Origin of the sequence: Herbiconiux solani NBRC 106740 (assembly GCF_001571005.1) — a bacterium.
In the GTDB taxonomy this organism is placed as follows: domain Bacteria; phylum Actinomycetota; class Actinomycetes; order Actinomycetales; family Microbacteriaceae; genus Herbiconiux; species Herbiconiux solani.
In genome coordinates, this window is the sequence record NZ_BCST01000003.1 from 289919 (window position 1) to 304760 (window position 14842).

Consider the following 14842-nt stretch of genomic DNA (forward strand, 5'->3'; position numbering starts at 1 on the left):
TGACCTCGCGGGCTGAGCGCGGCGCCGGGCTCGGCAGCTGGGCTCGGGATGCGCCGGCTCAGGCCAGCGAGCCCAGCCACAGGCCGAGGGTCGCGACCGCGACGCTGGCCACGAGCATCCCGACCCCGTTGAGCAGGCCGGCCCCGACGCGGCCGGTCTGCAGCAGCCGCACCGTCTCGAAGCTCGCCGTGCTGAAGGTCGTGTAGCCGCCGAGGAATCCGGTGCCGAGCACGAGCAGCCACTCGTGCGAGAGCACCTGGCCGAGCGCGAGCCCGGTCAGCAGCCCGAGCAGGAACGAACCGCTCACGTTGATCACGGTCACGCCGATCGGGTAGCTCGAGCGGATGCGCGCCTTCACCACGCCGTCGACCAAAAAGCGGGTCGCGGCTCCGAGACCCCCGGCCAGCGACAAGGCGACGAAGAGGATCGGGGTCATCGGGTGCCCTCCCCCGGCTGGCCGGTCTGCCCCGGCTGCCCCGAAGCCGGCGTGCTGTCACGCCCGCCGTCACGCGTGCCGAAACGAGAGCCGAGGGCGATGCCGAGCCAGCTGGCCAGTCCGCCCACGATCACCGTGGCGGCGCCGTAGATCAGGGCGATGCCGATGCCGCCCTCGCTGAGCAGCGTGGCGCTGTCGGCCGAGAGGGCGCTGTAGGTGGTGAATCCGCCGAGCACGCCCGTGCCGACGAGCAGGCGGATGATGCGACGACTCCCGACGTCGGGCCCGCGCAGGGCCAGCGTCTGCAGCAGCAGCCCGAGCACGAACGCACCCACCACGTTGATGCCGAAGATCGCCGCCGGGAACTGCCCCACGGGGGCGATGACAAGTGAGGTCGCCGCGCGGAGCGCCGTGCCGACGGCTCCTCCCCCCGCCACCAGCGCCAGGTAGCCCAGGCGGAGGTGCGGGGGGAGGTCGTTCTCGACGGCGTCGGAGTCGAGCGGGAGTCCGGGTCGCGCGTCGGCACCCGACCGGCCATTCGGGCCACCCTGGCCCGGACGGGCACCGGGGTCGGCACCCGAAGGGCCGAGCGCGTCGCCACGCCCGGCCCCGCGGTCGTCGTCGGGGGCGCCCTCGGTCATCCCACTCCTCCGGTCGCCTCGCGAACTGATCGTGCTCGGAGACTACCGCGCACGCCGCCGCAGACCGACGACGAGCACGATCGCCACGATGACGATCACTCCCCCGGCGGCCCCGAGCCCGATCAGCACGAACGGCACATGCATACCGCCCGAGCCGGAGGCCGACGCATCGTCCGAGCCCGAGCCTGAACCCGAACCGGCCGGCTCGCCGGAGCCCGCGGTCGCGGTGGGCGACCCGGCCGCCTGGCCCGAGCCGGATGCGGCGTCGCCCGCATCCTGACCGGCCGCCGGCGTAGACGCACCCGCGCCGGGAGCCGCCGCCCCCGACCCGCCCGCAGGGCCGGCGTAGGTGAAGGCGAAGTGCCCCGACACGGGATGCCCGTCGGCCGACACCGTCTGCCAGAGCACGGTGTAGTCGCCCTGGGCGGCCGGCGCGACCGCGATGCTGAGCGTGCTGTTGACGATCGACACCGGCCCGCTGGCGATGTTCGTGCCGCCGGCGTCGTGCACCTCGATCGCGATCGCCGTGCCCGACTGCGTCAGCGGCGGCTCGTTGAACGTGAGCGCCACCGTCGACAACGGCTCGGTCACGGTCGAGCCGTCGGCCGGGTTCGTCGAGACGAGGTAGTCGTGGGCGGATGCGGCTCCCGCCGATCCGAGCACGAGCGCCCCGCCGGCGAGCGCGGCGACGACCGCGCCGGCGATCATCCCGCTGACCGTGCGGCGCGCCGAGCCGAGGCCCCGGGCACGAGCACGAGCGTGAGCATGAGCACGAGGCAGCCGGGCAGTCCCGATCCTCGTACGGGTCATCGGCCGGCCTCACGCGACGCCGGGCGACGCAGCAGCGCCACCGCGGCCACCACGAGAGCGATCGCCCCGAGGGCGAACCCGCCGATCCCGAGCCCGACCGCCAGAGAGGCCGAGGTCGAGGCGTCGGCGGCAGCGGTCGCGGCGTCGGAGTCCGAGGCCGAAGCGACAGTCATCTCGGCACCCGAACCCGAGCCGGCGGCCATCCCCGCGTCCTCCGACGCCGGCGGCGCATCCTCGATGTACAGGGTCGGTGCCGGGTGCTCCGGCTCCTCCCCCGACGCCGGGGTGGCCTCGGCCCAGTCGACGACCGTGCCGTCGGAGTAGCTCTGGTGCGCCGGCAGCTCGACGCTGCCGGTCTCGGGGACGGGCCCGGCCGAGATCGGGAACTCCTGGAACTGCCCGTCCGTGATCCCGACTCCGTCGACCGCGGTCCAGGTCACCGACACGGGAGCCTCGGTGATCGTGGCGTCACCGACCGTCACCTGCGCGGGCAGAGCGGCCGTGGTGACCGTCGTGGTCCACCCCGGAACGGGGAGGTAGCTGACGCTGGTGAACGGGGTGTCGGTCGGCAGGTCGACGGTCACCGAGGTGGTGCTCGCCGTCGCCGACTCGTTGGGCACCTTGAAGGTGAGGGTCGTGTAGCTGCCCGCCGAGGCCTGGCCGGGCTCGACGTGCACGTGGGCGCTGGCGGCGAGGGGTGCGGCCAGGGTGAGCGCGGCCGTCGCGAGCAGGGCGCCGGAGACGGCGGTGGCCCGCCGGGTGAGAGAGGTGGTCATGGTGAAGCCTTCCGTGGTGGATCGCGGCGAGGCGCCGTCGATCGATCGCCCGGGAACGCGGCCCCGGGCATCCGTCACCCACGCACGAACGCCCGACCGGCGTACGACCGATCAGACCGGGAGGTGCGTGAGCGCCACGTGCGGCGGCCCGCGGTGCCGCAGGGAGCCGAGCACGACCCCGAGGTCGCGCAGCCGGTCCGGCACGGGCAGTCCGACCGCCCGGTCCAGGATGCGCGGGGCGGCCGGGCGGAGCCCCGTCGTCCCCGAGACGGCGCGTACCAGAGCGCGCACGGCCGCGGTGACGAGTTCGCGTCGCGCCGCGACGGCATGGCCGAGCGCGAGCAGGCGCCGGAGCACCAGCTCCCCGTTCCGCAATGCGACGACCGTGATCACGCCGGCGAGCACGTGGGCCAGCCACATCGTCGAGGAGTCGTGCGCGTGTGAGCCGGCCACCGCATCCACGGTGTGCAGCGGGTCGGGCACGAGCGTGCTGACCGTCAGCCCGTGGTGCTCGTGGCTCGCGACGACCAGACCGGAACCGTCGCCGGCCCCCACCCCGAAGAGGAGGTGGAAGACCACCTGGCTGAGGGCGACCGAGAGCGTGAGAAGAGGGAGGGAGAGGGAGCGTCGGGTGAGCAGCACGCAGACCACGGCCGAGAAGGCGATCGAGAGCGCGAGCCCCGCTGTGCCGGGAGCGGCGCCTCCGCCGGCTGCGACGTGCGAGAAGGCGGCGACGAAGGTGGCCAGAGCGGCGGCGGCGAGACCGCGGGCGACGCGGGTCACCCGCTCGGTCGTCGCGCTGTTCCTCTCCACTCCTTGATTCTAGAGGCCCGCATCTGAGGGCTGAAAATCGATGCACTGGGTAAACAAGTTGTTAGATAATCTAGCCATTAGTCCTCTGAAAGGCCGCTTGTCAAGCCCCCCGTACCCCATTTCGGGGGACGCCCCTTGCGGGGCTAACCTGCCGATACGACCGGGATAGTCGAAGAAGAAGTAGTCGAAGTAGTAACGGAGATGAACATGTCGCGCACACCAGTCACCACAGCATCAGCCCGCAGCACCAGCGTCGCGGCCGCCACCGAGATCGACGAGGCCGAGCCCCAGGCGCGCCTCGGCGACATCCGGGGAGCGTCGGAGGATCCGGTGAAGGACTACCTCCGCCAGATCGGTCGCACGGCCCTTCTCACCGCCGAGGACGAGGTCGACCTCGGCCGCCGGATCGAGGTCGGCGTGCTCGCCGACGCGAAGCTGTCCGAAGACCCCACCCTCGAGCCCACCCTCCGCCGCGAACTCGAATGGCTGGCCCGCGACGGCCAGGCCGCGAAGCGCCAGCTCATCCAGGCGAACCTCCGCCTCGTCGTCTCGATCGCCAAGCGGTACCTCGAGCGCGGCCTCCCCTTCCTGGACCTGATCCAGGAGGGCAACATCGGCCTCGTCCGCGCGGTCGAGAAGTTCGACTACCAGGCCGGGTTCAAGTTCTCGACCTACGGGTCGTGGTGGATCAAGCAGTCCATCAACCGCGCCCTCGCCGACAGCGGGCGCATCATCCGCATCCCCGTGCACACCTCGGAGAAGATCTCTTCCATCACGCGCATGCAGCGCCGTCTGATGATCGAGCTCGGCCGCGAGGCGACGATCGACGAGGTCGCCGCCGCCGTCGACCTGCCGCCGCAGAAGGTGCAGGAGCTCATCCGCCACGGTCGGGACACCGTCTCGATCCACACCCCCGTCGGAGACGACGACGCCGAGCTCGGCGACCTGATCGAGGACACCACCCAGGCTCAGCCCTTCGACGCCGCCGCCGCGACCCTCCAGCACCACGACCTCGCGGTCGCGCTGGCGACGCTGCCTCCCCGCGAGGCGCACGTCGTGTGCATGCGGTTCGGGCTCGACGGCGAAGACCCGATGTCGTTCGACCAGATCGGCGAGGTGCTCGGCGTCTCGCGCGAGCGTGCACGTCAGATCCAGCGCCGCGCGCTCGGGATGCTGCGCGACGAGGCCCTGCACGACTACCTGATCGCGTGAGGCCCTGAGGGTCCGGCGCCTGCGCCCGGCCCTCCGCGCGTCTCTTCGACGATCTCCCTGAGAAATGCCCGCCCTGGTGGCGGGCATTTTTCGTTGCCCGGAGGTGCTGCCTTTGGGCCTGTGCGCGCTGGCCGGTCTAGGTAGTCGTCTAGGTAGTTTCTACTGATCCTCCACGGGTCGGGCGCAGCATCCGTTGACAGGACACGTGTCGAGGAGTGGTGTTGGGTCTATCTAGCTTCTGCGATCTGTGTCCGGGAGGTGATTCATCGTGGAGAGTACGGCTTCTGTGCCGGCGGCCCGCTTGTCGGGCGCCTCGGGCGCGGCTTCGGTCTCGCGGTGGATCGAGCGCCGGTGGGTCCGGATCGGGCTGGGTGCCGCAGGAGTCGCTGCGGGGTTCGTCGTGGCGGGTGCGCTGATGGGGGCGTCCTCGGCATCGGCGGATGAAGCTCCCACGACGGGGCCGGTCGCCGGCCTCCTCGGGTCGGTCGGCTCGGCCGTCGGGGGGCTGGGCGACGTGGTCGCGCCGGTCACCGGTGCGGTCGGCGACGTGGTGTCCGGGGTCTCCGACCAGGTCGTCGCACCGGTCGTGACGGAGGTCGTGACGCCCGTCGTCGAGGTTCTTCCCGCCCCGGTCTCCGAGCCGGTGGCGGATGTCGTCGCGGTCGTCCCCGCGGTGACCGACACGGTCGCCGACGTGGTCGACGCGGGCCCGGTCTCGGGCATCGTCGACCCGGTCGTCGGTGTCGTGGACGGCGTCGTCGCGCAGGTTCCCGTGGTCTCGGATGTGCTCGGATCGGCCCCGGTCGGGTCGGTCACGGCCCCGGTCACGGGTGTCGTCGATGGGGTTCTCACGGATGTCGTCTCCGGCACCGTCGCACCCGTCGTGCACGACGTCGCCGACCCGATCGTCGAGGCCGGCGGCGGCACGCAGGTGCTGCCCGGTCTCCCTGGTCTTCCCGGAGTTCCCAGTGTTCCCGGGCTTCCCGGGGTGCTGAACCCGGGTTCGGAGTCGCCGTCGGTGCCGGTTCTCGGCCCGGTCGCGGCTCTTCCCGGCGCCTTCGTCGGCGGCCCTTCGGCCGGGCTTGGCGGTGCTGGTCTTGGTGCCGGAGCCGGTGGGCTCGCGGGTGTGGGCGGCGGGTTCGCCGCATCCGCTTCTGGTTCTTCTGCGTCGGCTGCTGACGGCTCTTCGGACGCCTCTGCGGCTGCTCTCTCGGGGTCTGTGGGTTCGCCTGCCACCCCGCTCTCGCCCGCTCTTCCGGGCGCGCCCTACGGCCCTGCTGCCCCGTCCGGCCAGACGTCGGGTGCCGCGGGCGGTTCGTCCGGCCCCGGTGGGGCGGGCGCAGGCTTCGGAGCCGACGTGGTGGGTGCGGGCGTGTTCCCGGCTCTCTTCGGCGCTCTGACGGGCACCGCGGTCGACGAGGACATCCCCTCGTCCCCGGTGCACGAGACCGACACTTCTCCTGACTGACCGAACCCTCGCCCCGTGGATGCTCCGGGGCTGATGGGTTCTGACGCGGCATGTCCGTGTCCTGTTCGGTCAATCAATTTTTGGAGAAGTGTACTCATGAACAAGTTCGTCTCGCGGGGACTGTGGACAGTCCTCATCACCGGTGGGCTGTGCGCCCTCGGTGCGGGAGTCGCGAACGCTGCCACGACGGATGGCAGCGACTCGATCGGCTCCGGAAACCAAGCGGTCGTGCAGATCAACCTGCCGATCGATCTCTCCGGCAACGGTGTCGCCGTACTGGGCGACAGCAGCTCGTCGGGTTCGACGGTTTCGTCGGATGCCGCTCCGGCTCCGGCTCCGGCTCCGGCTCCCGTGGAACTCTCCACCAGCGGCCTCGACGGGGTGCTCTCGGGCACTCAGGCGATCGTCGACGTGAACGTCCCGATCACGGTCTCGGGCAACGCGATCTCCGGTGTCGGCGACGCGGCCACCGAGGACGCCACCGTCGAGGCTCCGGCCCAGGCGGCCCCGGCGGCGGATGCTCCCGTCGCGGACTCGTCGTCGGCGGGCTCCACCTCGGGTAACGACAGCATCCTCGGCGGCACCCAGGCGCCGATCGACGTCGCGGTCCCGATCACGGTCAGCGGCAACAGCGTCTCGGTCATCGGGGACTCCTCCTCGACCGGCTCGAGCGCCACGACCGGCACTGCTGGCACCGGCACCGCGCCGGCGGCCGGGACCACCACCGGAGAGGACAGCATCCTCGGCGGCACCCAGCTGCCGATCGATGTGGCGCTCCCCGTCACCATCGGCGGCAACGGCATCTCGGTCATCGGCGACTCCTCGTCGACCGGCTCCGACGTCGGAACCTCCACCGGCAACACCGGCAGCGGCACCACCTCCGGCATCGGCACCACCACCGGCGAGGAGAGCGTCGCAGGCGGCAACCAGGTGAACCCCGTCGTCACCGCCCCGGTCACGGTCGGCGGCAACGGCATCTCGGTCATCGGCGACTCCTCGTCGACCGGCTCCGACCTCGCCACCACCACCGGCAACACCGGTAGCGGAACCGGCACCGGCACCACCTCGGGCACCGGCACCACGACCGGCGAGGACAGCGTCGCAGGCGGCAACCAGGTGAACCCGGTCGTCACCGCCCCCGTCACCATCGGCGGCAACGGCATCTCGGTGATCGGGGACTCCTCCTCCACCGGCTCGGACGTCACCACCACCGGTAGCACCCCCGCCACGGGCACCGGCACCACCTCGGGCTCCGGCACCACGACCGGCGACGACAGCGTCGCGGGCGGCAACCAGGTGACCCCGGTCGTCACCGCCCCCGTCACCATCGGCGGCAACGGCATCTCGGTCATCGGAGACTCCTCCTCGACCGGCTCTGACGTCGGAACCACCACCGGCACCACCGGTAACGGGACCGGCACTGGCACCACCGGCGGAGCCACCACCGACGGCAACGACAGCGTCGCCGGCGGCAACCAGATCAACCCCGACGTCACCGCCCCCGTCACCATCGGCGGCAACGGCATCTCGGTCATCGGAGACTCCTCCTCGACCGGCTCGGACGTCACCACCAACACGGGCAACACCGGCACCACCGGCGGAGCCACCACCGACGGCAACGACAGCGTCGCTGGCGGCAACCAGGTGATCCCGGTGATCGGGCTCCCCGTCACGGTCGGCGGCAACGGCGTCTCCGTGATCGGCGACTCCTCCTCCACCGGCTCGACGGTGACCACCCCCACCGGTGGCACCCTGGGCAACCCGGCCACGAACGGTGACGGATCGATCGGAGGCGGCAACCAGATCATCCCGATCCTGGACCTCCCCATCACGATCGGCGGGAACGCCGCCTGCGTCATCGGCGACTGCACCACCGGCGGATCCACGGTGACCCCGACGGACCCCACCGATCCGACCGATCCCACGGACCCGACGGACCCGACCGATCCGACCGATCCCACGGACCCCACCGGCCCGACGGACCCGGGGACCCCGACCGACCCGGGCACCCCGGTGACGCCTGAGCAGCCCACCAGCCCCGCCACCCCGGCGGCTCCGGTGACGCCTGCCACGGTCGTCCCGGCCGGGTTCACCACCACCCCCGTCGCCTCCGCGGCGATGGGAACCGGTGCCGGAGCCGACACCGGCAGCCTGGCCCTCACGGGAGGCAACCCCTTCCCGCTGATCGGCGGACTGGCCCTGCTGCTCCTGCTCGGCACCACCCTCCTGGCCGCCACCCGCCGCAAGACGGGCACCCAGGAGTAGCCCCTCAGCACCACCTCGCGGGGGCGCCCACCCAGGGCGCCCCCGCTTCACCCTGCCCGCCGAAACCTAGCGTCTCCCCGAGAAGTCACTTTCACGTCCAAAACGCCCTGGGAAGACGTAAAAGTGACCCCTCGGCGAAGTGAGTGGATGCACGGGGACGCGCGGGATGGGTGAGGACGCGAGCAAGTCACGCGATGGGCCCTCGAGAAGTCACTTTTACGCCCAAAACCACGCGGGAAGACGTAAAAGTGACTTCTCGGCGAAGTGGGGAGGGGGCGACGACGGGTGCGCGTCAGCGGGAGGGCGTGCGGGCGCGGGGGCGGGAGCGCGCGAGGCCGCGGAGGAGGGCGCCGAGCGCCAGGACCGCCACGCCGACCGCGATCGACAGGGGCGGGAGCGTCACCACCAGCACCACGCACCCCACCGCACCCAACACCTGCAGCGCCCGCGGGTAGCGGCGGTGCTCCCGGGGCTGCGTGAACGCCGCCAAGTTCGCCACGAAGTAGTACAGCAGCACGCCGAACGACGAGAAGCCGATGGCTCCCCGCAGGTCGACCGAGAGCACGAGCACGATGACCACGGCGCCGACGACCAGCTCCGCCCTCCGCGGCACCGAGCGTCGCGGGTCGACGACGGCGAGCGCGCGGGGCAGGTCGCCCTCCCGTGCCATGGCGAGCGAGGTACGCCCGATCCCCGTGATCAGCGCCAGCAGCGCCCCGAGGCTCGCGAGCGCCGCCCCGAGCCGCACGATCGGCGTCGCCCACGCCCACCCGTCGGCTTCGACGGCGGCGGCGATCGGATCCGTCGACGCCGCCAGCCCGCCCGCCCCCAACGCCCCGAGGGTCACCACGGCGATCGCCGCGTACACGACCACCGCCACCGCGAAGGCGATGACGATCGCCCGCGGGATCGTGCGCGCCGGGTCGCGCACCTCCTCCCCCATGGTCGCGATCCGCGCGTAGCCGGCGAACGCGAAGAACAGCAGGCCCCCCGCCTGCAGGATGCCGTAGACCCCCAGCCCCCCGAGCACCCCCGCGGGCCCGCCCCCGACGACCCCGTCGACCCCCTCGACCCCCGGCGTTCCCGCGTCTGCCCCAGAGGAGCCCACGGCCGCCACGACCCCGGATGCGACGACCAGGGCCAGGATCGCCAGCACCACCACCACGATCCCCCGCGCCAGCCGCGCGGTGCGCGTGACCCCGAACAGGTTCACGGTGACCAGGGCCGCCACGGCGAGCGCCGCGACCGGTCTCGCCGCCCAGCCCCAGGCATCCGGGATCGTGTACAGCGCGAAAGTCAGCGCCATTGCGGCACAGCTCGCGGTCTTGCCGATCACGAAGCTCCAGCCCGCGGCGAAGCCCCACCACTCCCCCAGCCGCTCGCGACCGTAGACGTAGGTGCCGCCGGATGCCGGGTAGACCGCCGCCAGCTGCGCCGACGAGGTCGCGTTGCAGAAGGCGATGACGGCCGCGACGGCGAGTCCGATCAGCAGCCCGGCACCCGAGCCCGCGGCCCCCGCGGCGGGCGCGAAGGCCGAGAAGATCCCGGCCCCGATCATCGCCCCCAGCCCGATGAACACGGCATCGCCGAGCCCGAGCTTGCGCGCCAGCCGTCCGCCGCCGACAGCCGCGCCACCGCCGATCGCAGCGCCCCCACCGCTCGCACCAGCAGGGTTCATCCCGGGCTCCGTCATGCCGCGCAGAATACCGGCCCGACGTGAACGGCGATGCCCGCGCCGAAGATCAGCCCGACGCTTCCCCCGTCGCTCCCCCGCCCACCGGCGGCAGCGCCGGCACCGCATCCGCGATCAACGCGTGCCCCGCCTCGTTCACGTGCACCCCGTCGGCGTCGTACAGCGGGTCGAGGTGCGTCGGATCGGCCTGCCCGCGCAACAGCGCATCCGCGTCGATCACCCCGGAGAGCCCGTCCGGCACCGACCGCATCCACTCGTTCCACTCGACACGGGTCGCCTCCGACGACCCCGTGAGCCCGCGCGGCGGCTCGGTCATCGCGTAGACCGCGGCATCCGGCCACTGCGACTTCACCGTCGCCAGGATCTCGAGCCAGTTGCGCTGGACCTCATCGAAGGGATGCCCGTCCGAGAGATCGTTCGACGCGGCCCAGATCGTGACGATCTGCGGGTCGATGCCGGCGAACTGCTCCCACTTGGTCGAGTCGGCCCGGAAGTCGGTCGTCACCGCCCCCGACGACGCCATGTTCACGGCGATCGCGTCGTGCTCGGCGGCCCACTGCTGCGGCCACGACGTGTTCTCGCCCCGGGTCGGGAAGAGCTTGCGCTTGCCGTTCACCGGTGTGTTGAGCGAGTGGCCGATGCTGACGAGCACGGGCGCATCGCTCGAGAAGCTGTACTCGAGCGAGATGTCGAAGTAGTTCATGGTCGTCGAGACGCCGACCGGAGCGATGGCCGAGACGACCGAGGATGCGGACGACCCCGCCCCGGTCGCCAGCCACGAGAGCCCCGGGTAGGTCGCGAGCGTGGCGCCGGCCGGAGCCGTCCAGCCCATCGACAGCAGGTACGGGATGCCGTCGCCGAGCGCGTACTGGTCGGGCGTGATCCAGTCGGTGACGAAGCCGCCCGGGCCCACGTCGACAGGCCCGGCGAGCTCGACGGGGATGGAGGTGTAGGCGCCGGTGGGCCGCAGGATGCCGTCGGCCGGTGCACTCGCGGTGCCGTCCTCGGTCACCCCGCCGTCCCCAATCCACAGCCCCGTCAGCCGCACCCCGTCGTCGAAGGTCGTCTCGGCGTTGTACTGCCGGTTCTCGATCCGGATGCGGAAGGCGTCCGGCGCGACCGCGAGCTCGAAGGGCAGGCGCTGGCTCGCATCCATCTCGGCATCGGGGCTGGGCACCGTATTACCGACCGTGTGCCCGAACGAGAAGACGGCGTTCCGGGGCGCCCCGGCCACCGGAACGTCGTCGCCGGCCGTCGCGGTGCCGGGTGTGGGCGGCGAGAAGACGACGAGCAGCGCCACGACCGCCACCATCGCGAGGATGACGACGCCGAGCGCCCCGAGCACCGCGGTGAGCGTGCGCCGGCGCGCCGAACCCTCGGCGGCCGCCGCCACGGCGCCGCGGGAGCCGCGCGCGCCGCCGGCCCCGCTCACGAGATCACCCACGTCCAGATCAACAGCATCGTGATCAGGAACCCGGCGAAGAAGTTGAGCCAGAGGAACCGTCGCCACCCGGCGTTGGCGCTCTCGGCATCGGCGTCGCCCACCGACCAGAACGGCAGGATGCTCACGGCGTACGGCAGCGCGAGCACCGCGGCGAGCGGCCCGGGCCACGGCGTGAACAGCAGCAGCACCCCGGCCAGGAGGTAGGCCGCGAACGAGATGCGCACCGTCGTCGCTCCCCCGATCACGGTGGCGATCGAGCCGATCCCGCCCTCCCGGTCGGCGACGATGTCCTGCACCGCTCCGAAGGCGTGGCTCGCGACCCCCCAGAGGAAGAAGGCGGCCAGCACGGCCCACAGGCCCGGCGTGAAGACGGCCCCGGCGAGCACCAGGCCGAAGACGGCGGGGCTCACGAAGTGGGTCGAGGAGGTCAGCGAATCCAGGAACGGCCGCTCCTTGAACCGCAGCCCCGGCGCGCTGTAGGCGATCAGCGCGAACACGCTGACCGCGAGCACGGCCCAGGATGCCGGCGACCCGACCGCGACCAGATAGACCAAGAACGGCACGTTCGTGATCACGACCGCCCAGAGCGTGATGCGGTGCAGCGACCGGTCGAGCACGGCCCCCTCGACCCCGCCCTTCCGCGGGTTCCGCAGGTCGGACTCATAGTCGAAGACGTCGTTGATGCCGTACATCGCGAGGTTGTACGGGATGAGGAAGTAGATCGTGCCGAGCACGAACACCAGGTCGACCTCGCGGGTCGTCATCAGGTACCCCGCCGCGAACGGGAACGCGGTGTTCACCCACGACAGCGGGCGCGAGGAGAGCAGGAGCTGGCGGATCACGAGCGGGGGCGCCTTTCCAGGAGGAGCCAGAGCGACGGCAGCAGCACGGCGGCGGCGATCGCGTAGGCGAAGTCCTCCAACGGTGCGATGCCGATGAAGGCGCCGGAGATGAGGTCGGGGTCGTAGCCGACCAGACCGATGCCGATCATGACGTTGTCGAAGACCGCGGTGAGCACGAGCAGCAGGGCGAGGGCGATGCCGAACGCGCCGAGGGTGCGGCCGGTCGTGCGGTGAGTCGTGCGGCCCTGGGCGCGGCGACGAGCATCCGGATGCACGGGGTCGTGCCCGACCCGGAGCGCACGGACGATCCCGACCACGGCGACGACCACCACGACGGCCAGGAAGATCGCGTTCAGAGCCCAGTAGCTCATGCCCTCCCCCGTTCCGCCCGGTGCTCGAGCACCCTCTGCGCGCCCCGGAAGGCGTTCATCGTCAGGTAGCAGAGCAGGGTCAGGAAGAAGACCTCCTCGAGCGGCAGCTCGGGTGCGATCAGGATGCCGGTCATGAACGCCGTCTCGCCGCGGAAGAAGATGCCCAGCCCGATGCCGAACAGGTCCCACACCAGGAAGAACACGACCCCGGCCACGAGCACGACGGAGGCGCGGCCCGGGCTGTCGAAGAAGAACAGCTTCCAGCGCCGATCGAGCACCACCATGCCGCCGAGCGACACGAGGAGAGCAGCGAGGTACAGGATGCCCATGGAAGGTCTCCGGTCAGGCGCCGAGCGGCTCGGGCAGGGCGGTGGTGCTCGTGTCGCCGTGCATCCGCTTGACCACGAGTTCGGCGCTGATCAGGCACATCGGCAGCCCGATCCCGGGCGTGGTCGAGCCGCCCGCGTAGTAGAGGCCGTCGACCTTCGCACTCACGTTCCGCGCTCGGAACATCGCGCTCTGCCGGAGGGTGTGCGCCGGCCCGAGGGCCGTGCCCTTCCACGAGTTGAGGTCGGTCGCGAAGTCCTGCGGCCCGACCGTGCGGCGCACGACCACGCGCTCGGCGAGATCCGGGATGCCCGCCCACTCCGCGATCTGGGCGATGGCCTCGTCGGCGAGCGCCTCGATGCCCGGGTCGCCCGCGCCGTCCACACCGCCGGCGCCGATCTGCGGATCGGCGGGGATCGGCACCAGCACGAAGAGGTTCTCGTGCCCGGCCGGCGCGACGCCGTCGTCGGTCGCGCTGGGGCGGCAGACGTAGAGCGAGGCGGGCGACGGGATGCTGGGGCTCGACCCGAAGATCTGCCCGAAGTCGCCCTTCCAGTCCTTCGTGAAGAACAGCGTGTGGTGCTCGAGCTCGGGCAGCTCGCCCTCCACGCCGAGCAGCACCAGCAGGGCGCTCGGGCCCGCGGTCTTCTTCTCCCAGTACGCCTCGGGGTAGGTCTGCAGTTCGGGCAGCAGCAGCTGCGTCTCCGAGTGCCAGAGATCGGCGGTCGAGACGACGACCTCGGCGTCGAGCGAGTGCGCCCGCCCCGACTTGTCGGTGTAGTGCACTCCCCCGACGGCGGGCTTGCCGGCCCCGGGCTCCTGAACGACGGGCTCGGGCCGCACGGCGGTCGACGCCTCCCCCGCCAGCACCCGCGCGAGCTCGTCCCGGTCGATCACGTTCGTGTCGAACTCGGTGGTCTCGTAGTCGTAGACGTCGACGGGCTCGGGCATGACGACCGAGGCGCCCTCCAGCTCCATGACGATGCGCGTGGCCTCGGCCCCGGTGACGATCTCGACGCCCTCGGCCCGGGCCAGCCGCTCAATCGCGGTGATCACCGAGGCGATACCGCCCTGCGGGTAGAGCACGCCCTCGGTGAGGTCGAGATGGCTCATCAGGTGATACATGCTCGGAGCGGCATATGGCGATGTGCCGAGGAATACAGCGGGGTATCCCAGCACCTGGGCCAGCTTCGGGTCCTTCACCGTGCGGTTCGCGAAGGTCGCCAGCGGCTCCGTCAGCAGCCGGACCAGACGGGGAAGACGCTTCAGAACCGGCGCGACGAACAGCGGCGAGAACTTCTCGAAGGTCGAGTAGAGGAAGTGGTCCTTCGCGAGCTCGTAGGTCTCGGCGGCCGAGTCGAGGTATCCCGACATCCGCACGCCCGAACCCGGTTCGTAGGCATCGAACAGCTCGATGTTCGCCTCGCGGCTCGCGGCCAGGTCGAGCGGCTCGGTCTCGCCCTCGAAGTAGACCCGGTAGCCGGGGTCGAGCTTGACGAGGTCGAGCTGCTCCTCGGCGCTGGTGCCCAGGAGCTTGAAGAAGTGGTCGAAGACCTCGGGCATGAGGTACCACGACGGGCCGGTGTCGAACCGGAAGCCGTCCTTCTCCCAGATGCCGGCGCGGCCGCCGAGCTGGTCGTTCTTCTCCAGGAGGGTGACCGCCCAGCCGTCCCGGGCGAGCAGCGCGGCACTGGCCAGACCGCTGATCCCGCCGCCGATCACGATGGCCTTCTTCGCCGTCACG

At 71.6% G+C, this 14842-nt stretch carries 14 protein-coding genes; 3 read left to right on the plus strand and 11 right to left on the minus strand.

Features of this window, described 5'->3' with window-relative positions; all coding sequences use genetic code 11:
- Positions 1 to 58 precede the first annotated feature (58 nt).
- The 5 genes from crcB to HSO01S_RS06970 all read right to left on the minus strand — a co-directional run bounded on the left by crcB (position 59) and on the right by HSO01S_RS06970 (position 3476).
- Positions 59 to 436 carry a fluoride efflux transporter CrcB gene (crcB, locus tag HSO01S_RS06950; RefSeq protein WP_066039838.1) on the minus strand — a complete coding sequence of 126 codons (378 nt, stop codon included), beginning with the start codon at positions 434 to 436 and terminating at the stop codon, positions 59 to 61.
- On the minus strand, positions 433 to 1077 hold the full coding sequence (locus HSO01S_RS06955) for a fluoride efflux transporter FluC (RefSeq protein WP_084361414.1): 645 nt from the start codon (positions 1075 to 1077) through the stop codon (positions 433 to 435). Before HSO01S_RS06955 ends, crcB begins: the two co-directional genes overlap by 4 nt.
- 42 nt (positions 1078 to 1119) lie before the next feature.
- Positions 1120 to 1785, minus strand: coding sequence for a copper resistance CopC family protein (locus HSO01S_RS06960; protein ID WP_066039839.1), 666 nt, complete (start codon positions 1783 to 1785; stop codon positions 1120 to 1122).
- Positions 1786 to 1883: 98 nt separating this feature from the next.
- Positions 1884 to 2663, minus strand: a complete 780-nt coding sequence (locus tag HSO01S_RS06965) for a YcnI family protein (protein WP_066040065.1) — start codon at positions 2661 to 2663, stop codon at positions 1884 to 1886.
- A gap of 111 nt (positions 2664 to 2774) precedes the next feature.
- The gene (locus tag HSO01S_RS06970; protein WP_066039840.1) at positions 2775 to 3476 is read right to left on the minus strand and encodes a hypothetical protein; all 702 of its coding nucleotides are present in this window, start codon (positions 3474 to 3476) and stop codon (positions 2775 to 2777) included.
- A 207-nt stretch (positions 3477 to 3683) separates the two neighbouring features.
- Here HSO01S_RS06970 and HSO01S_RS06975 point away from each other — a divergent pair, with 207 nt between their 5' ends.
- The 3 genes from HSO01S_RS06975 to HSO01S_RS19310 all read left to right on the plus strand — a co-directional run bounded on the left by HSO01S_RS06975 (position 3684) and on the right by HSO01S_RS19310 (position 8421).
- The gene (locus HSO01S_RS06975) at positions 3684 to 4688 is read left to right on the plus strand and encodes a sigma-70 family RNA polymerase sigma factor (RefSeq protein ID WP_169799955.1); all 1005 of its coding nucleotides are present in this window, start codon (positions 3684 to 3686) and stop codon (positions 4686 to 4688) included.
- Between the two features lie 268 nt (positions 4689 to 4956).
- The gene (locus HSO01S_RS18680) at positions 4957 to 6156 is read left to right on the plus strand and encodes a hypothetical protein (protein ID WP_157078951.1); all 1200 of its coding nucleotides are present in this window, start codon (positions 4957 to 4959) and stop codon (positions 6154 to 6156) included.
- Between the two features lie 96 nt (positions 6157 to 6252).
- Complete coding sequence (locus HSO01S_RS19310; RefSeq protein WP_066039843.1) at positions 6253 to 8421, plus strand: beta strand repeat-containing protein; 2169 nt, start codon at positions 6253 to 6255, stop codon at positions 8419 to 8421.
- A 292-nt stretch (positions 8422 to 8713) separates the two neighbouring features.
- On the opposite strand, the gene HSO01S_RS06990 is transcribed toward HSO01S_RS19310, so the two are convergent.
- Genes HSO01S_RS06990 through crtI form a run of 6 tightly spaced genes read right to left on the minus strand, consistent with a single transcriptional unit; the run spans position 8714 to position 14841 of the window.
- The gene (locus HSO01S_RS06990; RefSeq protein ID WP_245635919.1) at positions 8714 to 10114 is read right to left on the minus strand and encodes an APC family permease; all 1401 of its coding nucleotides are present in this window, start codon (positions 10112 to 10114) and stop codon (positions 8714 to 8716) included.
- A 49-nt stretch (positions 10115 to 10163) separates the two neighbouring features.
- Positions 10164 to 11558, minus strand: coding sequence for an SGNH/GDSL hydrolase family protein (locus HSO01S_RS06995; RefSeq protein ID WP_066039844.1), 1395 nt, complete (start codon positions 11556 to 11558; stop codon positions 10164 to 10166).
- On the minus strand, positions 11543 to 12400 hold the full coding sequence (locus tag HSO01S_RS07000) for a prenyltransferase (RefSeq protein ID WP_084361417.1): 858 nt from the start codon (positions 12398 to 12400) through the stop codon (positions 11543 to 11545). Before HSO01S_RS07000 ends, HSO01S_RS06995 begins: the two co-directional genes overlap by 16 nt.
- Positions 12397 to 12771, minus strand: coding sequence for a hypothetical protein (locus tag HSO01S_RS07005; protein ID WP_066039846.1), 375 nt, complete (start codon positions 12769 to 12771; stop codon positions 12397 to 12399). Before HSO01S_RS07005 ends, HSO01S_RS07000 begins: the two co-directional genes overlap by 4 nt.
- A complete protein-coding gene (locus tag HSO01S_RS07010) occupies positions 12768 to 13100 on the minus strand; it encodes a lycopene cyclase domain-containing protein (RefSeq protein ID WP_066039847.1) in 333 nt (110 codons plus the stop codon). Before HSO01S_RS07010 ends, HSO01S_RS07005 begins: the two co-directional genes overlap by 4 nt.
- Positions 13101 to 13113: 13 nt before the next feature.
- Positions 13114 to 14841, minus strand: a complete 1728-nt coding sequence (gene crtI, locus HSO01S_RS07015) for a phytoene desaturase family protein (protein ID WP_066040068.1) — start codon at positions 14839 to 14841, stop codon at positions 13114 to 13116.
- Position 14842: the final 1 nt, after the last annotated feature.